Origin of the sequence: Amycolatopsis sp. CFH S0740 (assembly GCF_004522315.1) — a bacterium.
Classification (GTDB): Bacteria; Actinomycetota; Actinomycetes; order Mycobacteriales; family Pseudonocardiaceae; genus Amycolatopsis; species Amycolatopsis nivea.
Genome location: NZ_SDLS01000005.1, coordinates 174,739 through 193,858, shown reverse-complemented (window position 1 = coordinate 193,858; position 19,120 = coordinate 174,739). Strand labels below are relative to the sequence as shown.

The 19,120-nt window shown below is 66.9% G+C and carries 20 protein-coding genes; 11 read left to right on the top strand and 9 right to left on the bottom strand.

The genetic code is table 11. The annotated features are described in order from the left end of the window. Nucleotides 1-61 precede the first annotated feature (61 nt). On the top strand, nucleotides 62-3,043 hold the full coding sequence (locus tag EIZ45_RS11325; protein ID WP_134665017.1) for a tetratricopeptide repeat protein: 2,982 nt from the start codon (nucleotides 62-64) through the stop codon (nucleotides 3,041-3,043). A 307-nt stretch (nucleotides 3,044-3,350) separates the two neighbouring features. Here EIZ45_RS11325 and EIZ45_RS11320 read toward each other — a convergent pair whose 3' ends face one another. From EIZ45_RS11320 to EIZ45_RS11300, 5 genes are all read right to left on the bottom strand, one after another. Beyond that, a complete protein-coding gene (locus tag EIZ45_RS11320; protein ID WP_134665019.1) occupies nucleotides 3,351-3,551 on the bottom strand; it encodes a ferredoxin in 201 nt (66 codons plus the stop codon). Beyond that, the gene (locus EIZ45_RS11315) at nucleotides 3,548-4,591 is read right to left on the bottom strand and encodes an NADH-ubiquinone oxidoreductase-F iron-sulfur binding region domain-containing protein (RefSeq protein ID WP_240690723.1); all 1,044 of its coding nucleotides are present in this window, start codon (nucleotides 4,589-4,591) and stop codon (nucleotides 3,548-3,550) included. Before EIZ45_RS11315 ends, EIZ45_RS11320 begins: the two co-directional genes overlap by 4 nt. Before the next feature lie 69 nt (nucleotides 4,592-4,660). Continuing rightward, on the bottom strand, nucleotides 4,661-5,224 hold the full coding sequence (locus tag EIZ45_RS11310; protein ID WP_134665023.1) for a ferric reductase-like transmembrane domain-containing protein: 564 nt from the start codon (nucleotides 5,222-5,224) through the stop codon (nucleotides 4,661-4,663). Then, nucleotides 5,221-6,147, bottom strand: a complete 927-nt coding sequence (locus EIZ45_RS11305; RefSeq protein ID WP_134665025.1) for an FAD:protein FMN transferase — start codon at nucleotides 6,145-6,147, stop codon at nucleotides 5,221-5,223. Before EIZ45_RS11305 ends, EIZ45_RS11310 begins: the two co-directional genes overlap by 4 nt. Then, the gene (locus EIZ45_RS11300) at nucleotides 6,144-6,410 is read right to left on the bottom strand and encodes a hypothetical protein (protein ID WP_134665026.1); all 267 of its coding nucleotides are present in this window, start codon (nucleotides 6,408-6,410) and stop codon (nucleotides 6,144-6,146) included. Before EIZ45_RS11300 ends, EIZ45_RS11305 begins: the two co-directional genes overlap by 4 nt. 104 nt (nucleotides 6,411-6,514) lie before the next feature. Here EIZ45_RS11300 and EIZ45_RS11295 point away from each other — a divergent pair, with 104 nt between their 5' ends. The 3 genes from EIZ45_RS11295 to EIZ45_RS11285 all read left to right on the top strand — a co-directional run bounded on the left by EIZ45_RS11295 (nucleotide 6,515) and on the right by EIZ45_RS11285 (nucleotide 11,045). After that, entirely contained in the window at nucleotides 6,515-7,597 is a 1,083-nt protein-coding gene (locus tag EIZ45_RS11295) for a glycosyltransferase (RefSeq protein ID WP_134665028.1), read from the top strand. A 276-nt stretch (nucleotides 7,598-7,873) separates the two neighbouring features. Beyond that, the gene (gene argG, locus EIZ45_RS11290) at nucleotides 7,874-9,322 is read left to right on the top strand and encodes an argininosuccinate synthase (RefSeq protein WP_134665030.1); all 1,449 of its coding nucleotides are present in this window, start codon (nucleotides 7,874-7,876) and stop codon (nucleotides 9,320-9,322) included. 121 nt (nucleotides 9,323-9,443) lie between these two features. Then, nucleotides 9,444-11,045, top strand: coding sequence for a DUF885 domain-containing protein (locus EIZ45_RS11285; protein WP_134665032.1), 1,602 nt, complete (start codon nucleotides 9,444-9,446; stop codon nucleotides 11,043-11,045). Here EIZ45_RS11285 and EIZ45_RS11280 read toward each other — a convergent pair. Next, complete coding sequence (locus tag EIZ45_RS11280; protein ID WP_134665034.1) at nucleotides 11,042-11,464, bottom strand: Fur family transcriptional regulator; 423 nt, start codon at nucleotides 11,462-11,464, stop codon at nucleotides 11,042-11,044. The two genes, EIZ45_RS11285 and EIZ45_RS11280, sit on opposite strands and share 4 nt — an antisense overlap. Before the next feature lie 118 nt (nucleotides 11,465-11,582). Between EIZ45_RS11280 and EIZ45_RS11275 the strand changes: the two genes are divergently transcribed. Next, nucleotides 11,583-11,981 (top strand): Fur family transcriptional regulator, encoded by a 399-nt coding sequence (locus tag EIZ45_RS11275; protein ID WP_051728754.1) that lies wholly within the window; start codon nucleotides 11,583-11,585, stop codon nucleotides 11,979-11,981. Nucleotides 11,982-11,984: 3 nt separating this feature from the next. Here EIZ45_RS11275 and EIZ45_RS11270 read toward each other — a convergent pair whose 3' ends face one another. Further along, the gene (locus EIZ45_RS11270; protein WP_134665036.1) at nucleotides 11,985-12,824 is read right to left on the bottom strand and encodes an NAD(P)H-binding protein; all 840 of its coding nucleotides are present in this window, start codon (nucleotides 12,822-12,824) and stop codon (nucleotides 11,985-11,987) included. An 82-nt stretch (nucleotides 12,825-12,906) separates the two neighbouring features. On the opposite strand from EIZ45_RS11270, the gene EIZ45_RS11265 reads away from it, so the two are divergent. The 3 genes from EIZ45_RS11265 to EIZ45_RS11255 all read left to right on the top strand — a co-directional run bounded on the left by EIZ45_RS11265 (nucleotide 12,907) and on the right by EIZ45_RS11255 (nucleotide 14,806). Beyond that, nucleotides 12,907-13,269, top strand: coding sequence for a helix-turn-helix domain-containing protein (locus EIZ45_RS11265; RefSeq protein ID WP_134665038.1), 363 nt, complete (start codon nucleotides 12,907-12,909; stop codon nucleotides 13,267-13,269). A 72-nt stretch (nucleotides 13,270-13,341) separates the two neighbouring features. Continuing rightward, the gene (locus EIZ45_RS11260; RefSeq protein ID WP_134665040.1) at nucleotides 13,342-14,208 is read left to right on the top strand and encodes an alpha/beta fold hydrolase; all 867 of its coding nucleotides are present in this window, start codon (nucleotides 13,342-13,344) and stop codon (nucleotides 14,206-14,208) included. Between the two features lie 4 nt (nucleotides 14,209-14,212). After that, the gene (locus EIZ45_RS11255) at nucleotides 14,213-14,806 is read left to right on the top strand and encodes a TetR/AcrR family transcriptional regulator (protein ID WP_134665043.1); all 594 of its coding nucleotides are present in this window, start codon (nucleotides 14,213-14,215) and stop codon (nucleotides 14,804-14,806) included. On the opposite strand, the gene EIZ45_RS11250 is transcribed toward EIZ45_RS11255, so the two are convergent. Next, nucleotides 14,799-15,464: a YdcF family protein gene (locus EIZ45_RS11250; RefSeq protein WP_134665045.1), complete on the bottom strand. Its 666-nt coding sequence runs from the start codon at nucleotides 15,462-15,464 to the stop codon at nucleotides 14,799-14,801. The two genes, EIZ45_RS11255 and EIZ45_RS11250, sit on opposite strands and share 8 nt — an antisense overlap. A gap of 15 nt (nucleotides 15,465-15,479) precedes the next feature. Next, nucleotides 15,480-16,247, bottom strand: a complete 768-nt coding sequence (locus tag EIZ45_RS11245) for a GntR family transcriptional regulator (RefSeq protein ID WP_134736047.1) — start codon at nucleotides 16,245-16,247, stop codon at nucleotides 15,480-15,482. A 180-nt stretch (nucleotides 16,248-16,427) separates the two neighbouring features. Here EIZ45_RS11245 and EIZ45_RS11240 point away from each other — a divergent pair, with 180 nt between their 5' ends. From EIZ45_RS11240 to EIZ45_RS46775, 3 genes are all read left to right on the top strand, one after another. Continuing rightward, nucleotides 16,428-16,667 (top strand): AMED_5909 family protein, encoded by a 240-nt coding sequence (locus EIZ45_RS11240; protein ID WP_134665049.1) that lies wholly within the window; start codon nucleotides 16,428-16,430, stop codon nucleotides 16,665-16,667. 919 nt (nucleotides 16,668-17,586) lie between these two features. Beyond that, complete coding sequence (locus tag EIZ45_RS11235) at nucleotides 17,587-18,537, top strand: hypothetical protein (RefSeq protein WP_134665051.1); 951 nt, start codon at nucleotides 17,587-17,589, stop codon at nucleotides 18,535-18,537. A 162-nt stretch (nucleotides 18,538-18,699) separates the two neighbouring features. Beyond that, on the top strand, nucleotides 18,700-19,104 hold the full coding sequence (locus EIZ45_RS46775) for a hypothetical protein (protein ID WP_240690724.1): 405 nt from the start codon (nucleotides 18,700-18,702) through the stop codon (nucleotides 19,102-19,104). Nucleotides 19,105-19,120 lie beyond the last annotated feature (16 nt).

Genomic DNA, 19,120 nt, shown 5'->3' with positions numbered 1-19,120 from the left:
AGCGGTCGCCGATCCCGCGGATCAATGCGAAACTAGGCAATCGACGAGGGAGGGGCGTCGAATGGACTTCGCCTACGGAATTCTCGGGCAGACTGCGGTGCGGATGCACGGGAAGATGAGCGAGCAGTGGGGCCAGCGGCAAACCCGGAATATTCTCGGAATCCTGCTCACCCGGCCGGGCCAGCGTTTTTCCCAGGACACCCTCATCTCGTGGCTCTGGGACGACGACCTGCCCGGAAACCCGCAAGAAGCCCTGTACAAGGCGGTGCACCGGCTGCGTCCCGCCCTCGAAGAAGCGGACGTGCACGCCACGGTCGCGCGGTCCGGCGACGGTTACCTGATCGACCTCGACGAGAGCCTGGTGGATGTCGCCGTCTTTCGGAAAACAATGTGGAAAGCACACGCCGCGGCGAGTTCCGGCGATCATGAAGCGGCTTACGAATCAGCCGAAGCCGCTCTTTCCTTATGGCGTGATGAACCGCTGCCGGAGCTCCGCACCGAACGCGCGGACAATTGGCGCGAGGACCGAATAAAGTCCATGTTGCTTCCCGCGCGAGAATTCCTGACGAGCCAATTGCTGACGCTCGGCCGTCCCGACGAGGCCGCGGGACGGATGCAGGATCTGGCCCCCGAACACGCCAGCCGCCTGGCTTTCGTCAAGCTCCAGCTCCAGATCTACTACGCGCTCGGGCAGTCCGAGCAGGCCCAGGCCCACTACCTCGACGCGCACCGGCGATTCCGCGACGCCGCCGACGACACCGCCACGGCCATGCTGCGCGCCTTCCACGACGAGCTCCGCGACCGCCACGAAAACCCGCCGGCCGCCCCGGTGCGCCGGGCCGCGCCTCCGTCCCATCCGCTCCCCCGCGACCTCCGCGGGTTCATCAGCCGCACCCGCGCACTGGACACGCTGGACCAGTGGCTCCGCCCCGGCTCGCCGACCCGCTCGCCCGCCGTCGTGCTCAGCGGCCCGCCCGGAATCGGAAAGACGAGCCTCGCCGTCCACTGGGCACACCGCGCCCCGGACTGGTTCCCCGGCGGGATGATCTACCTCGACCTGCACGGCTTCGGCCCCGCACCGCGCCTCGAACCGACCGACATCGTCGACCGGCTCCTGCAGGAACTCAGCTACCCCGTCGACCACGTGGTGGACGCGACGGCCCGCGCCGCGGTCCTGCGCCAGCAGCTGACCGACCGGTCCGTCCTGGTCATTCTCGACGACGCGGAGAACTCCGGACACGTCGACCAGCTGCTGAACGTGCTGTCCGAATGCTCGGTGATCATCACCTCCCGCCGCAGGCTCGGCGCCCTCACCCGGCGACACGAACTCGCCGCCCTCAGCCTCGACCGCCTCGACGACCGCGATTCCCTGGAACTGTTCGTCCGCCGCCTGAACGGCCGAGGCGAACGAGAACCCGACGCGGCCCGCCGAATCGCCCACCTCTGCGACGGCTTGCCGCTCGCGCTCACCTTGATCGCCGAGAGCGCTGCTCGCCGTCCGGGATTGAGCCTCAGCACTATGCTCGACCAACTGCGCGATCCCGAGATGCTGCTGAGCATCGGCGACGACGGCGATGACCAAAGTCTGCGCACGGCGTTTTCCTCGTCGTACCACACGCTCGAACCGCCGAGCCAAGCTGTTTTCCGGCTCTTCGGCCACCATCCCGGTGCGGAGATCCACGTGGACACCTTGCTGTCCGCGGCCGGACGTCCCGCCGCGGAAACCCGGCGGGCGCTCGAGACTCTGGTCGCGTTGCACCTGATCGACCAGCCCGGCGATACGGACCGGTACCGGATCGTCTCGATCTTCCACCGTTACGCGCAGACGCTGAGCGCGCAGAACGACGACCCGCAACCGTTGCGTCGCTTGCTCTCGCACTACTGCAGCACCGCAGACAACGCGCACCGGATGGCACACCCGCACCGCGACCGGCCGCCGCGGCTCGACCCGGAGCCGGACATCCGCCCGACGCAGTTCGACACGCCGACCGCCGCGCACCGCTGGTTCCTCCGCGAACGCACCAACCTCACCGCACTCGCCGCGCTCGCCGAGAAGCACCGGCTCTTCGACTACGCCTGCGTGCTTCCGCATCTCATGCACGACACGTTCGTCGTCTACGGCTTCTACGACGAGATGACCACCGGCCTGGCCATCGCGGCCCGCGCCGCGCGCGCGAACCACGACTCTCACGCGGAAGGGTCGACCCTCAACGATCTGGGGGAGCTGCACCTCACGCTGAGCAACCACCAAGCGGCCGAGGAAGCACTTGCCCGGGCGCTGGAACTGGCCATTGACGACGAATCACCCATCGCGAAGCTGACGATCACCATCAACCTGGCCCGCCTCCACCGGCAAACCGGCCGCCACACGGAAGCGATCGCGCTGTTCCGCCGCTGCATAACGCACGCGCAGCGCAACGGCGACCCGGTCCGCGAGGCCAAGGCGGAGCAGTACCTCGGCGAAACCCTCGCCGAACTCGACCAGTACGAGCGGGCGCTGCCGCACTATCACCGCGCCCTTCACCTGCGAGCGCTCACCGGCGACGTGTCCGGCCAAGCCGCTACGTACACCACGCTGGCCGAACTCCACCTCGGCCAGGAGGAATTCGCGGTCGCCCGCCGGCATTGCGCGCTGGCGCAAGCCCAGATCACCGGCGACCTCACCGCCGGGATGCGGCTGCGCACCGTGCAGGCCCGGCTCGCCGCTGCGGAACGAGACGACCGAGCCGCGCTGCGGTTGTCGCAGGAAGCGGTCGAGCTGGCGGAGCGGGCGCACAACGCGACCGGCCAGGCCCGGGCGCTGGAGGCGTTCGCCGAGATCCTCTACTCACGCGGGAACCGCGAGGACGCGGTCGACGCCTGGACTCGCGCCGCCGCCTTCTACCGCGGCCGCGGCAAGGACGCCAAGGCCGACCGCGTCGAGGAGCGACTGGCGACAGCCCGGGATCCGCACCGGATTCCGCAGGCCAGGGACGGCGAGAGCGACGGGGAAAGCACCGTGGCCATGCCTTCGCCGCGCCGATCCGTAATCCGCCGCGGCTGAAAAGCCGGGGCGCCGAAACGGTTCACTCGTCCGTACGGCAAGATCAGTCTTCTGAGGTTGTCTGCATTTGCCGACATACTTTGGGTGACCCCTGAAGATCGTTCGCAGAGGATTCCAGGTAGCCTAGCCGTAACGATATCCATGTTACGAGAAACATGAAAAGTCTACCTAGTTCGCCGAGGAGATTCGTTGCAGTCGCTCGTCTCAGCTGTGATCGCCGCTGCACCATTGGCCGTGATGGTAATCGGGGCCATCAAGGGTTGGTGGCGTTGTTGAACAGCTGCTAAATACGGAGCTGGCGTTGCGATTAATCTGTCTTCCGCAGCCGCAACGCCAGCGCCGGACAAGCCGCAGCAGCCCTTCGGGCCTCGGCTAGCAGCGATTCGGGCACCGATTCCCCGCGTACTACCGGGTAACCCCATTCGTCCACTGTGATCAGTTCTGGCAGGACGTCCGCGCACAAACCGTGTGCGCGGCAGGCGATCGGGTCCACGGTCAGGCGGTTCATGCCGCACCTGCCATCATCCGGCACGAGCCGATCGTCAGGTGTGCGCGCACGTCGGCGGCGAAGACGCGTAACGCGCTTGCGGCTAGGCGAACAGCTCCGTCCGGGTGGGCGCACGCACCGCGTCCACTGAGGAGTGGGAGGCGGCGGGCCAGGCGGCCGGTTGCGTCCTTTCCGGACAGCAGGTCGGTGAAATCCGCGGCGATGGCCGGTAATCCGAACATGCACGGGCCGCATTGGCGGGCTGATTCTCCAGCCAGGGCAAAGAGAATATTCCGAGTCAACTCCAGGCCGCAGTTCGGTTCCGGGAGCAGGTGCAGCGAGGACAATCCCGGTTCGCGGCCGAGCGGCAACGGGTCGGCCAAGGCACGAGGCATCCAGGTGCCGCCGTAGTCGCCGATCAGAACTGCTTGTGCGGTAACGGATCCGCCGGCGCGAGCGAGGATCGCGGAAATCGGAGTGTCGGCAGGGACTTCCAGCACGCCGGGGCGAGCGACGGCTCCGGTGACGGTGACCAGGTCTGTGTGGACAGAGCGGTCCGCGCCAGGTCGGGCGACGAGCGCGAAGCGGGCCAGGGTTTCGACATTCTGGACTAGCGTCGGGCGTCCGCGCAGGCCGCGTTCGGTTGGGCGGGGGGATTTGCCGGTCGGGCGGGCGTCGCCGGTGGCCAGGAAATGTACTAGGGCGGTTTCTTCGCTGGCGACGTATCGGGGCGGGACTGCGACGACCTTCACCGGAACTGCGTCGCGACGTTCGGCTAGAGCCGCCATTACGCTTCGGTTTTCTCCGTGCAGGCAAAGATAAGCCTCGGTAGCACCGACGGCTCGTGCGGCGACCTGGATACCGTCGAACACAAGGTGTGGCGCAAGCTCCAGGAGGGCGCGATCTTTGCTGCTGAAGGGGTCGCTCTCGCAGCCGTTAGCGACCACAATGGACCGTCCTGGTGCGACAGAGCGCAGTTTCGCCGCGGCGGGGAAGCCAGCGCCGCCTCGGCCGCGGATACCGGCGGCGTCGATTGCGTGGATCAAGGCGTCGCGGTCCAAGGCTGGGAGTCCACCATGGACGGACAGGTGGGCGGCAAGATTGGTACGGTGCAACGGAAGTAGCACGAGTCACCTCTGAAGGGGAGAGAGGCGGCGGGCCTCGGTGTCGGGGCTGGTGCTGCCGAACCGCACGCTCGCGGCGGCTAAAACGGCTATCAGGCACACGATGTCGAGCGCGATGAGCAGCGGGCGGGCGCTGTCGGAAGCGATTAGGCCGACGCTGTGCGCGAGCGCGACTGGCCAGCACAGGTAGGCGAGCCAGTGCACGGCGCGCCACAACCGCGGCGGGATACGAGTCCGCAGGAGACTCGTCACGACAATGGCGAGCAGCAGATCCACTGCGACCGCGCCGATGCCGATCCAGAACGGTTCGTAGCTCGAGACGAACGGGACGACAACGGAGAGCCAGCTGAGGTCCACGTAACCATCGACGACCGCGAAGACGATGTGTGCACCCAAAAAGACGAGGCTAGCCAGGGCGAGGTTTCGGTGCAGGTCGGCGAGGGCGAAGCGGGGCCAGCGCCGGGTCGCGAATCGTCCGGAGTTGAGGAAACCGAGCACCACCACGGCTGTCGAGAACACGAGCGAGACAATTCCGGTGGCACGGCTGAAATACCAGAGCGCGGAACTCACGACGCACGCTCCCGGCGATCCCCCGGCCAACCGGCGGTCGTCCGGACCGCGCCACGCGAACTCACCAGTCGCGCGGGCAGCCCGCGCGACCTCAGCCAGTCCAACGCGGCAACGCCCAACACGACCGACGCCGTGCTCGCGGTGTTGGCGTCCACACAGGACTGTGCCGCCACCGATACCGTCCGCCAGCACGGATCCGCCGATTCGCCGGTGCGCGGGTCGACGATGTGGTGCACCACGCGACCGCCGCGTCGCCAGGTCCGCCGGGCGACGCCGGAGGTCGCCAGGCCGCCGCTGGTGAGCGTGATCGTCGTGTCCGGATAGTCGATCGAGTCGGTGTGGTCGTCGCCGATCGCTATCTTCCAGCCGCCTGCCGGAGCGTGACCCGCCACCGCGATGTCGCCGCCGAGGTTCACCAGCACGCCGCAGCCAGTGCGGCGGGCGATTTCGGCGGCGGTTCGGTCCGCGGCGAACGCTTTCGCGGTCGCGCCCAGGTCCAGCATCACGCCGCGCGGCAGCACGACGATCCGGCGGGCCGGTTCGAACAGCACCCAATGCGAACCCGGCGCGGGGACCGGCGCCGCGGCGGGACCGTCGGTGATCTCGGCGAAATCCCGGTCGTAGCCGAGTGCCGCCATCGACCCGCCCACCGTCGGATCGACCAAGCCACCGCTCAGCCACGCGGCCCGCAACGCAACTGACAGCGCGTCGGCCAGCAGCGGGCTCACCGCCACTTCCCGGCCCGCGGCGCGGTGGAGGGCCGAAATTTCCGAATCCGTCCGGAATCGGCTGCATGCCCGATCGAGTTCGGCGAGCCGCGTCCGCAGCAGCTCAGTCGCCGGGCCGAGCGCGGCCTCCTCGGTGACGAGCACCCGCGCCGTCGTGCCGAGCGCGGGAAACGCCGCCGAGTACGGCCCGGTCACGACGCACCCGAGCCGGTGTGCGCGTGCCCGGAGCCGGATCCGGGATCCTGCGCGGGCGCCTGCAACTGGTCCTGGTCCGAGGTGCTCGACCCAGTCCCGCTGTCGGTCGAGGTGGTGCTGCTGGTCGAACCGGCCGCCGTCAGCCCGTAGCCGATCCCGCCTGCCGCCGCGACTCCGAGCACCGCCGCGACCGCCGTGACCAGCGCGGTCCGGTGCCGGACGCGTGCCCGTTCCGCTTGCCTTCTCGTGATGTCCGGGTCCATGCCGGGTGTCCTCTCCGGTGGTGGGAACACCCAGTCTCAGCCGCGAATCTATGAGTCCGCTGGGAGCGACCTGTCAGTTTGCTGCCAGTCACTACACTCCGCGCATGAGCACGGTCCTCGCGTGGGCGACGCTGGCGGTGTGGGCCGGGCTCGCGTTGTGCCACAGCTGGTTCTGGCGCACCGACCAGCGACTGCCCGAGCCGGTCCGGCCGGAACGCTGGCCGTCCGTCGCCATCGTGGTACCAGCCCGCGACGAGGCCGAACTGCTGCCAGAAACCCTGCCCACGCTGCTCCGCCAGAGCTATCCCGGCGACGCCAAGGTGATTCTCGTAGACGACGGCAGCAGCGACGGCACCGCGGAAGTCGCCCGCGCACTGACTGTCCCCAATGGACTCCCGCTCACCGTCACCAGCCCCGGCGAACCACCGGACGGCTGGACCGGGAAACTCTGGGCCGTCGCACACGGCGTCCGCGAGGCAGGAGACGTCGACTTCCTCCTCCTGACCGACGCCGACATCGCACATGCCCCCGATTCGCTGAAAGCCCTCGTCGCGACCAGCGGCCGGGATCTGGTGTCGCAAATGGCCGTTCTGCGCACCGCGACGTTCTGGGAGCGGCTGATCGTGCCCGCTTTCGTCTACTTCTTCGCGATGCTCTACCCCTTCCGCCGCGTGAACTCCGCGCGCTGGCGCACCGCCGCCGCGGCCGGCGGTTGCGTCCTCGTCCGCTGCTCAGTGCTCGAACGCGCCGGCGGAATCGCCGCGATCCGCGGTGCGGTCATCGACGACGTCGCACTCGCCCGTGCCGTCGCGTCCGCGGGCGGCCGGATTTGGCTGGGTTACGCGACGAAGGTCTGGAGCGTCCGGCCGTACCCGCGGCTCGCGGACCTGTGGCAGATGGTCGCCCGCAGCGCCTACACCCAGCTCCGGCATTCGCCGCTGCTGCTGGCCGGGACGGTCGTCGGGATGATCGCCGTTTTCCTCGCCCCGCCTGCACTCGCCCTGACCGGCTCGTGGCAGGCCGCCGTCGCCTGGCTGCTGATGGCGGCGACGTTCGTCCACGTCGCCCGGTACTACCGGCAGCCGCTGGCCGCGGGGCTGTTGCTGCCGTTCACTGCCGCGCTGTACACGCTTATGACGATCGACTCCGCCCGTCGCCGGACTGGGTGGAAGGGCCGGACTTACTAACCCCACCCTCGCCGAAATGCCCTCTTGACGGCCTGATGACCGTGTGTCTTGTCGTCCGTGAGGGCCACCCTGAGGGAATCTGATTCCCTCAGGGTGGCCCTCACGGACGTCTCGGTCGTGCTGCCCGACCCGGCAGCTTGGTCCCTCAGCCTCTGGCACGCCTCCGCATGGTGGCGCCGGCGGCTGTACGAACGGTGACCTGCGCGAACCCCCGGGAGAGCGAGTTCACACCACCCGGGGATGCACGTTCATACATCGTCGTGCATAATCATTCCTATGTCCAAGGTGCTCACTTCCCTTCCCGTCGGCGAGCGGGTCGGCATCGCGTTCTCCGGCGGCCTCGACACGTCCGTGGCGGTGGCGTGGATGCGCGACAAGGGTGCGGTTCCGTGCACCTACACCGCCGACATCGGCCAGTACGACGAACCCGACATCGCGTCCGTCCCCGGCCGTGCGCACGCCTACGGGGCTGAGCTCGCGCGGCTGGTCGACTGCAAGGAAGCCCTCGTCGAAGAGGGGCTCGCCGCGCTGACCTGCGGCGCCTTCCACATCCGCACCGGCGGCCGGGCCTACTTCAACACCACTCCGCTCGGCCGCGCGGTCACCGGCACCCTGCTGGTGCGCGCGATGCTCGAGGACAACGTCCAGATCTGGGGCGACGGCTCCACCTACAAGGGCAACGACATCGAGCGGTTCTACCGCTACGGCCTGCTGGCCAACCCGGGCCTGCGGATCTACAAGCCGTGGCTCGACGCCGCGTTCGTCGGCGAGCTCGGCGGCCGCAAGGAGATGTCGGAGTGGCTGCAGGCGCACAACCTGCCCTACCGCGACAGCACCGAGAAGGCCTACTCCACCGACGCCAACATCTGGGGCGCCACGCACGAGGCGAAGTCGCTGGAGCACCTCGACACCGGCATCGAGATCGTCGAGCCGATCATGGGCGTGCGGTTCTGGGACCCGGAAGTCGAGATCGCGACCGAGGACGTCACGATCGGCTTCGAACAGGGCCGTCCGGTGACCATCAACGGCAAGGAGTTCGGCACCTCGGTCGAGCTGGTCCTTGAGGCCAACGCGATCGGCGGGCGGCACGGGCTCGGCATGTCCGACCAGATCGAGAACCGGATCATCGAGGCCAAGAGCCGCGGCATCTACGAGGCCCCGGGCATGGCGCTGCTGCACGCGGCGTACGAGCGGCTGGTCAACGCGGTCCACAACGAGGACACCATCGCCAGCTACCACAACGAAGGCCGCCGCCTCGGCAGGCTGATGTACGAGGGTCGCTGGCTGGACCCGCAGGCGATGATGCTGCGCGAATCGCTGCAGCGCTGGGTCGGGACCGCGATCACCGGCGAGGTCACGCTGCGGCTGCGGCGCGGCGAGGACTACTCGATCCTCGACACGTCCGGCCCGGCGTTCAGCTACCACCCGGACAAGCTGTCGATGGAGCGCACCGAGGACTCCGCGTTCGGCCCGGTCGACCGGATCGGCCAGCTGACCATGCGGAACCTCGACATCGCCGACTCGCGCGCCAAGCTGGAGCAGTACGCGAGCCTCGGCATGGTCGGCGGCACCTCGCACCCGAAGCTGATCGGCGCCGCGCAGGCGGCCTCGACCGGCCTGATCGGCGCGATGCCCGAGGGCGGGGCCGAGACGATCGCGTCCCGCGGCCGGGCCGACGACGTCGAGCTGCTCGACCGCGCCGCGATGGAGTCCGGCACGGACTGAGGCTTTTCTCCCGCGAATGCCCGCGTCGGCGTACCGGCGCGGGCATTCTCTCTCTATACCAGCGTCCGCACCCCGCGAACGTCTCTATATTCGGGCGGCGGCTCCCGGCTACCGTGGCGGCGTGACCCCGATTTTTCAGCTCTCCGCCGACCACGTCACGGCTGAGGCAGCGCTCGACCCGATCGCCGCGACCCTGGACGGCGTGACCACGGACGCGACCGCGCTCACTGACCTCACCCCGGACGGTTTCGCTGCCCGCGCCGACCTGGCCCGCCGCACGCTCGCCGCTCTCGCGACGCTGACCCCCGAGTCCCGCGCGGACCGGATCGCGTCCGCGCACCTGCGGAACAGTCTCGAGGCCGAACTGGCCTGGCACGAGCTGGACGAGCCGTTTCGCCAGGTACAGGCGCATTTCGGCACGCTGAATTCGATCGCCGATTCGGTCCGGCTGCTGCCGCGCCGCGACGCGGATGACTGGCACGTCGTCGCGGTCCGGATGACCGGCGTCGAAACGATGCTCGCCGGCTGGCAGAAGACGCTGCAGGCCGGTCTCGACCGCGGCCTGCGCGCGGCCCGCAGGCAGGCGCTGGAGACGGCGGCGCAGGCCGAGCGGTACGCCGGTGTCCACAATGCACTCGTCGAGGAGTACGGCGACGGACCGCAGGCTGCCGAGCTGCGCGCCGGTGCCGACGCTGCCCACCGCGGTTACGCGGCGCTCGCCCGGTTCCTGCGCGAGGATTACGCCCCGCACGCCACAGAAACCGACGGTGTCGGCGCGGAACGCTACGCCGTCGCGGCCCGGCTTTCCCTTGGTGCGGACCTGGATCTCGCTGAGGCTTACGAATGGGGCTGGGCGGAACTTCAGCGCATCGAAACGGAAATCGCCGCCGAGGTGGCGAAAATCCAGCCCGGCGCGAGCGTCGCGGAAGTGTTGGCGCTGCTGGACAAAGAGTGCGCGGTGGACGGTGAAGAGTCCTATTTGGACTGGCTACGCGCGGCGCACGACCGGGCGCTGGAAGCGGCTAGCGAGCACTTCGACATCCCGGAACCGTTGCGCGCCTTGGACGTCGTGCTCGCGTACGGCTCCGCGTCGGGTTCGCCGTACTACACCGGACCCGCCGAGGACGGCACCCGTCCCGGCCGCACGTGGTGGCCGCTGGGCGGACGGGAACGCTTCGCGACCTGGTCCGAGCTGACCACGGTGTTCCACGAAGGCGTTCCCGGACATCATCTGCAGATCGGCGTCGCGGGCCTCGCCGGGGACTCGGTGAGCCGCTACGCACGCGTCCATTCAGTGAGCGGGCACGCGGAAGGCTGGGCGCTGTACGCCGAACGCCTCGCCGACGAACTGGGCTGGTTCTCCGAGCGTGGCACCCGGCTCGGCATGCTCGCCGGTTCGGCGCTGCGGGCCGCGCGCGTCGTGATCGACCTCGGCTCACACCTCGATCTGCCGCTGCCGGACGGTTCCCGCTGGGACTTCGACACCGCGTGCCGGTTCCTGCACGAGCGCGGTTTGGCCGCCGAACACCGGGTGCACGCCGAAATCGTGCGCTACCTCGGCTGGCCGGGCCAGGCGATCTCGTACAAGATCGGCGAACGCGCCTGGCTGCGGGCGCGGGCCGAAGCCGCCGCCAAACCCGGGTTCACGTTGCGCCAGTGGCACGAGGACGCGCTGGCCGTCGGCCCGGTCGGGCTCGCGGCGCTGCAGGACGCGCTGCGTTAAGCCTTGGCCTCGCACTCCGCGCACATCCCCCACCACGTGACCTCCGCCTGGTCCACCCGGAAACCGGGCACCGGACCGGGTTCGAGGCACGGCGCGGCTCCGATCGCGCAGGGCACGTCCTGGATCCGGCCGCAGCCGCGGCAGACCAGGTGGTGGTGGTTGTCGTGGGTTTCGAGTTCGAACCGCGCGGGCGAGCCCGCCGGTTCGAGCGGGCGCAGCAGCCGGGCGCCGACGAGGTCGTCGAGCACGTTGTAGAGGCCCTGCCTGGACAACGCGCCGACGGCCCCGTCGGCGTCGAGCACCGTCGCGATTTCCGCGGCCGTGACGTGCGGGGTCCGCGCGACCGCGGCCAGCACCGCACGCCGCTGCGGCGTGTTGCGCAGACCCTTGTCGCGCAACCGCGTCCCGAACTCGTCCATGGCCCGGATCGTACCCCCAGACTTGACCGAATCAATTCTGGCGTGCACTGGCTCACAGTCCCAGAGTTGACCCGTTCTTACATTTGACTGGATCAACTTTGGGGACTACAAAGGAGGCGTGCTCACGACCTCCGCACCCATTCCGTCCAGCGCCGACGCCGGAACCCGGCTCCGGCGCGCCGGCCTGCGCGTGACGACCGCCCGGCAGGTCGTGCTGGAAGTGCTGGCCGAAAACCCGCACGTCACCGTCGCGGAACTGCTGCCGCTGGTCCGCGAACGGCTGTCGATGGCGTCCACGAGGGGCGTCCACGACGTGCTGACCACCGGCGTCACCGCCGGTCTCGTCCACCGCTTCGACCACGTCGGCGTCGCGCAGCGCTACGAACTTTCCGGCTTCGACCACCAGCATCTGCTGTGCCGCCAATGCGGCCGGCTGGAGGCGATCCCCGGCGCGCCGACGGAATCCGCCGAGGAAGCGGTGTCCGGCCTGTGCTCGCGCTGCGATCCGGCTGAGTAAGACTCAGCGGAACGCGGCGATATTGCGGGCCGCCCAGTCGGCGAAGGACCGCGGCGCGCGGCCGAGAATCCGTTCGACGTCCGGGCTCACGCGCAGTTCGGCCGGAGTCGGCGAGCTGAGGATGTCCAAGGTGTCGTCGGCGAGTTCGCCCGGCATGCTCTGCATCATGCCCGCCTTGGCCTCGGCGCGGGTCAGCTCCTGGAACCGCACCGGCTTGCCCAGCGCGGCGGCCAGCGCCTCCGTTTGCTGACGCGGCGTGATCACCGCCGGCCCGGTCAGCTCGTACACACCGCCGACATGCCGGTCGTCCCGCAGGCAAGCCGCGGCGACCTCGCCGATGTCCGCCGGGTCGATGATCGGCACCCCGGTGTCGCCGAACGGCGCGGCGACAATTCCTTGCGTGCGAACGGATTCCGCCCACCACAGCGCGTTGGAGGCGAACCCGCCCGGCCGCAGGAGCACCCAGTCCAGACCCGATTCGCGCACGGCGTCCTCGAGTTCGCGCATCGCGATCCGCGTTGTGCCGAACGGCCTGGTCGCCACACCCAGGGTCGACAGCAGGACAACCCGGCGCACCCCAGCGTCCGCGGCCTTCGCGACGAGATCGGCGGGGTTCGCGCCGACCGCGTGCAGATCGCCGGACAGCAGGAGGAACAACGCTTTCGCCCCGGTCAGCGCAGGTTCGAGACTGGCCGGATCCGCCAGGTCGGCCACCACGTGCCGGACCCCTTCGGGCACCTCGGCGGCCCGCCGCGACACCGCCGTCACCTGCTCGCCCGCGTCGGCGAGCGCCCGCACCAACGGCCGGCCGATGTTTCCGGTCGCCCCGGTCACCACGATCATGAACAGCTCCCTTCGTAGGCCGCCGACGCTAGGCCGATCCGCTTACTTTTCGTAAGGACATACCTTTTGGTAAGCTCGATACGTGACAGGAAGCGCGCAGTTCACCCCGGCCGTCCCGACGCCGCGTTATGAGGTGTTTCACACCGACTGCCCCGCGCGTGCCGTGATCGACCACGTGACCAGCCGGTGGGGCATCTGGATCCTGATCTCGTTGCGGGACAAGGAACTCCGGTTCTTCGAACTGCGCGAAAGCATCCGCGGCATCAGCGAGAAGATGCTCGCCCAGTCCCTGCGCGCACTGGTCGAGGACGGCCTCGTCTGGCGGCACGTCGAGCCGACCACCCCGCCTCAGGTCACCTACGGCTTGACCGAGTTCGGCCAGGACCTCGGCGAACCCCTGGACGACCTGTTCGACCGGATCACCCGGCGGCTCAGCTCCCCATAACCGCCCTGGTCAGGCCGCGTATTACCCCAGAGGTAATTTACATACAGACTGCATGTATGTATCTTCGCCAGCATGAGCGCATACGAAGACCTGGGCACTGCCCGGCACGTCAACCTCCCCCAAGGCGAACTCCGGTACTTCGAGCGCGGACACGGCCGTCCGGTCGTTTTCGTGCACGGCGTACTCACCAATGCCCTGCTGTGGCGCAAGGTCGTCCCGGCCGTCGCGGACGCCGGATTCCGGTGCCTGGCCCCGGATCTCCCGCTGGGCGCGCACCCGGTGCCGATGCGCTCGGACGCCGACCTCAGCGCCGCCGGCCTCGCCACCCTCCTGGGAGACTTCCTCACGGCACTGGACCTGGAAGACGTCATCCTGGTCGCCAACGACACCGGCGGCGCCATCACGCAACTGCTGCTCGCGCGGTATCCGGAACGGGTCGGCCGGGTCGTGCTGACGCCGTCTGACAGCTTCGAGTACTTCTTCCCGCCGATCTTCCAGCCGCTGCCGGTGTTCGCCCGCGTACCGGGTTCGATGGCGGTGCTCGGCCAGTTGCTGCGGATCAAGCCGCTGTACCGGCTGCCGCTGCTGTTCGGCTGGGTCACGAAACGCCCGCTGCCGCCGGACGTCGCCGAGGAGTATCTCGGCAAACTGCGGAAATCCCCTGGTCTGCGAAGGGATTTGCGCAAGTTCCTGCGCACCGTCGACTCGAAGCACACCCTCGCCGCGGCGGAGAAACTGCGCCAGTTCAAGCGTCCGGTACTGCTGGTCTGGCCGCCGGAGGAGAAGCTGTTCCCGATCAGCCTCGCGCACCGCCTGGCGGAGGTGCTGCCGGACGCGGAACTGGTCGAGGTCGCGGACTCGTACACCTTCGTCTCGGAGGATCAGCCGGACGCACTGGCCGGGCACATCACGCGCTTCGCCGCCGCCATGGCAGATTAGGTGCGTGCGACGTACCCAGCAAGAACGCTCCGACGCGACGCGAGCCGCACTGATCAAGGCCGCCCGAGACCTCTTCGGCGCACGCGGCTACCACGACGTGCCGGCCGAAGAAATCACGCGCACGGCAGGCGTCACGCGGGGCGCGCTGTACCACCACTTCGGCGACAAACAGGGCCTGTTCCGGGCCGTCGTCGAAGTGCTGGAACGCGAACTGACCGTCGAGGTCTCGGACGTCCTTGACGGTGCGCCGGATCCGCTTTCCGGTCTTTCTGCCGCGCTGGGGGTGTTCCTGGACGCTTGCCTGCGCCCGGATGTCCGGCGAATCTCGCTGACCGACGCCCCGGCGGTGCTGGGATGGGACGCCTGGCGCGATCTGGAGGCCGAGTACGGCTTGGGGCTGGTCGCGGAGCACCTGACGGCTGCGCGGGATGCCGGGTTGATTGTGGATTCGCCGGTGGATGCTTTGGCGCAACTGGTCTTGGCGGCCGTGATGGAGGCGGCGAGGATGATCGCGCACGCCGACGACCCGGGGCGGGTGCGGGGGGATGTGCAGCAGGTGTTCGCTGGGTGGTTGAGCGGGTTGTTGGTTCCTAGGTGAGGAGCCGGGCGGTGTATCCGTGTGCTGCCAAGCTCTCGAACGCTCGCTCAACCTGGTCCGGAAGGTCTTGGGGTATCGCGAATCCTCGCTGGGCATAGAGGCTTATCCGCTGCGTGTCGCCGACCAGCATGGTGATGACCCGGTCCACGTCGCCGATGCTCCGGACGTATTCGTCCAGCGGCAATGACTGGGAGGCGCAGAGAACGTCGATGTCAGGCCAGAGCTTCTTGCACGTCGCGTACGCCCGCCGTTGCTGGTAGGGGCGCGAGATCAGCGTGACGGACTTGATCTCTATCTCGTGTGCTGCCAGCAGCTCACGGCTTCGCGTGATGTTGTCTCCGGTGTTGCGGGCCGTGGGCTCGACGAGGATCGCGCCGTCGGGAACGCCCAGTTCCAACGCGCGCTCCCGGTAGTGCACGGCTTCGCCGCGAGGGAATCGCTCCACGGTTGTCGGCGCATTGGCTCCGGTGAAGACGATCCGAGGAAAGCTGCCCTGGTGGTACAGCTCCGCTGTATGAGTAGCGACACCGAGGTCGTGGCTGCCCAGGCCGATCCCGACGTCCGTCGGCCGGAGTTCGTGGTGCAGGTCGTGGTAATCCCAGAGCGTTTGGACGTCGGCGCGGAGGTGCTCCGGCACGGTGGTCGAGCGCTCAGGCATGCGAGGACTCCGGAGTCAGTCGGGGGTCTTGAAGGTATAGGACCAGGAGAACCGGCTCGCCGCGTGGACGCCGCGCGCGAACTCCACGACCCGGCCCTTGGCCGTGAATGTGCGGCGTTCCAAGACCATCACCGGTTCTCCCGCGGGGAGTTCCAGCGTCTCGATCTCGACGGGCGTGGGCATGCGCGAGCAGACGGTCTCGCTGATCGTGTCGGGTTCGAGCCCCTGCAGGGTGAGGACCAGGAAGCCTCCGCCTCGCCCCGCTGGCCCCGGCGTCTCGTCGACGAGGCGAGTGCCTTCAACGTCTTCCGGACGGTAGTAGCTGGAGAGGATGTGCGTCGGATGGCCCGCGTCTTTGACCAGGCGCGCACGCTCGTAAACGGGCGAGCCGACCTCGATGCCCAAGGCTTCGGCGATCTCCGCATCGGCTTCGATCCGGGCGACGGTCTGCGTCTGATCGGCGGACTTCCACTCGCGACCGGACGCCTCGCGGTCAGCGACGAACGCGACCGTTTCGCCGTACTTCCACTTGCTCTTGGCGTAGCGATCAGCACCGAGACGCTTCATCGGCGGACGCGCGCGAACGACAGTGCCGCGGCGCCGGACCGGCGTGACCAGCCCCTCAGCCTCGAGGACACTCACGGCTTTGCGCACTGTGTTGACGTTGACGCCGTGCTCCTGAGCCAGTTCCTCCTGCTTCGGCAGCGTCGAGTCCGGTGCGTATTCGCCCCGCTGGATCGCGTCGCGCAGGCTCGCGGCCAGGTCACGGTACCCAATGCCCACGTCATCCTCCTCCGTGCGGCGATAACGCTAGCGGTATCAGGGCCTCCTGACCTGCCAGACTAGATAGAAGTAGTTCTATTGACAACCTATGAGACTTAGCGCCTAATAGAACTACTTCTAATCTAGAACCTAGACCCGCAGACTCCAGCAACCAAACGTGCCAGCGGAAGGGCATGGACCATGGCGGACAAAGCTGAACCCGCGACACTGCACGACGCGCACTCCGCTGCGACAGCCCGGCGTCCGGCGCCCAACGCGACCCGTGCGACTTGGGTCGCCTTCCACCTCGCGAACGCGCGGATGTATCAAACTGTCGCGGACTACGACCGCTGGCATCATCACGAAGCCCTCTACTGGGTCAGTTACGAGGAGCGTCAGGCTGCCCGGTTTTCCCCTCCGCCCGAGGAAGACCGGAATTAATCCATAGGAGACTTCACCGTCCGCGGACAGCTGCAGCTCACAGCCGGATCGACTTCTGATTCATGAACTATCCAGGCGGTCAGTGGGCCTGGGAACGTTTGTGATCGCACTGCCTCTGACCTGCTCGTTTGCTTCGGTTGGGTCCGGTCACGTCCGGACCGATCTTGACGTCCGACGGCCTGGTGACGGCCTGGACGTCCTCGTCCTGGCCACCCTCTGAATGGCGGCCAGGCTAACCCGCCGTCCTCGTCCCTGCCGCCTTTAGCACCGTCTCGGCACCGTCAAGGGCAGGCGCTTGCAACCATCGCGAAGCGACGCCGCCAGGCACCCTTGATGGCGTCGAGGCGGTGCTAAACGATCGCTGACGAGGAAGCGGGCCGCCACGGGCGGCGACTGGCCTGTAACGGTCTGGACCGCTTGGGCGACTTTGCCCGCATGCGTCTCATTGGATCACCCGCCGTTGACGGCGGCGCTGCGCTCGCCGGCACCTCCGGCGGGCCGCCCGCGACCGGCGGCCGGAGCGGAGCGGCAGGCCGTCCGTGTCGCACCGGGCGGACCCGCCGGGAGCCGCGCAACCCCGCGCCGCCGTCGGCGGCACCTTGATCCCATAGAGCCAAGTTCGGCAGCGACCACCGCTTGCGAAGTTCTTCTGGAGGCCTGCACCTGGGATGGAAATGCGGCAATGTTGGGTTTCGACTCAGGTCGGATCATCCGTCCGATGTAGTATCTCCTTGCGGTTATCGAACCTTAAGGAGCTAATATTTTGACTACGATACCAACTTCGTATTTCGGAGTCGGATGCTTCCTATTTTTCGTCAATACTAAAGACTCAAAAGAGTGGTTTGAGTCCGTCGAAGACACTCTGTCTCAAATTGGATCGATAAAGAAAATAGAAGTACGCACCGTTAACAATTTCTTCATGGGGGAGCTAACCCATCCTGATATAGATGACAACTATGGTGACACCCCCCTGCAACCCAACGATGGATCCATATCATTCGAGATTTCAATACCCGAGCGGATTCAAACCAAGCTTAACCCCATTGCGATCGTATCTGAACGAAAAATTGAAATTGGCACGGAATTCCTCGTTCAAATACGGTACTTCTATCATGGGCCTGTGACATTCGTGGAATGCTTGAACTGTCCACCTGACACGAAGGCGTCGGCGGCGGTAGCATTAGTTCGAGAGTACCTGATTAACGAGCTCGACAAAATCGGAAACGATATACGCATGGTCACAGTCGGACCTTCACCGTTCCATGCCGACTTCCAAATTCGAAATCCTCCTGGAAATAAGCCCGTTGACGAAGACCCGATCGAATTTTCCCGAGCTGGCGGCTATGACCAATGTGTGTACAACTTCTATAGTGACGACGTTTCGTCAGTTATGGCAAAAGAGGCCGTCTATCGAACACTTGGCAATGAGCTATCTCTCTACTACCTTCTAACAATCGAAAGGCAGATTCGAGCTGGCAGAATGGAAGATGTTGCCGAAAGCCTTGAAGAACTGACCGACCTTCATCAGAAAAAGGGTTTGCGCGGCACATTGTCCAGACTATTTAAATCTTCGAAAGTCGCACGAAAGTTGATTCTCGATGTTCTAATGGCCGAAGCCTTGGAATCCCAAGATAAACGAAGCAGCTCACAGTCCTTGAGTACACTTAAGGAACGAGGCGGGCGCCTCTTGTACTTCGAGAAGCTTGAAGAGCAGGCAAGTGTTAGCTATTTGGACGAGCTGCGCGCTATCAAGGACTCTGCCGCAATGCTCGAATCCGGACGCACGAAGGAGTTCGAAGTGGCAATCGTTTCTCTGTCAACCCTTCTAGGTGCCGCAGCCGGCGCAGTCGCATCACTCCTCTCCAAATAGTCCATTGTGCGGCGCACGGCGATTTTCACACAACCAAAAGCCGGAGATTATCATCGTCGACGTTGCGACGATGATTTTCTAGGTTGCGCGATTTTTAACTAAATATCAACATGCCCTCCTTCTCTCAAGAAGGAGTAAACTTCCGCCGTGTAGGTTGATCACATGAGTAACCAAGTCCCGCCCTGGGTGACTCTCGCACTGGGAGTACTCGCAATCGTGGGTCCAATCACTGGAGCTTGGCTAGGCGGCGCTCTCAAGGTAGTCGAGAAGACCGACACCATCCGGGATTGGCTCGACTGGTTGGAGCGGCCGAAGAGCGGTGGCGGACGCGGACTCATGGCCCCGTACCGGGCGATCCTCTTCGACACGGTCTCGGCCATCTTCCAAGCCGCAGTCGACGACAAGAAGATCCGGACGAATCCCTGCCGGGCGAAGAGCATCAAGCGGCCGCAGCCGGTGCAGCGCAAGGTTGTTCCCTGGGGGGGCTGCGGCCAACAAAGTGTTCACACCCCGCAAGGCTGGCCAGGCCGTCCTGGACGAATCCGCGACGGCCTGACGACGGCCTGAGAGGGCCAAACGCAAC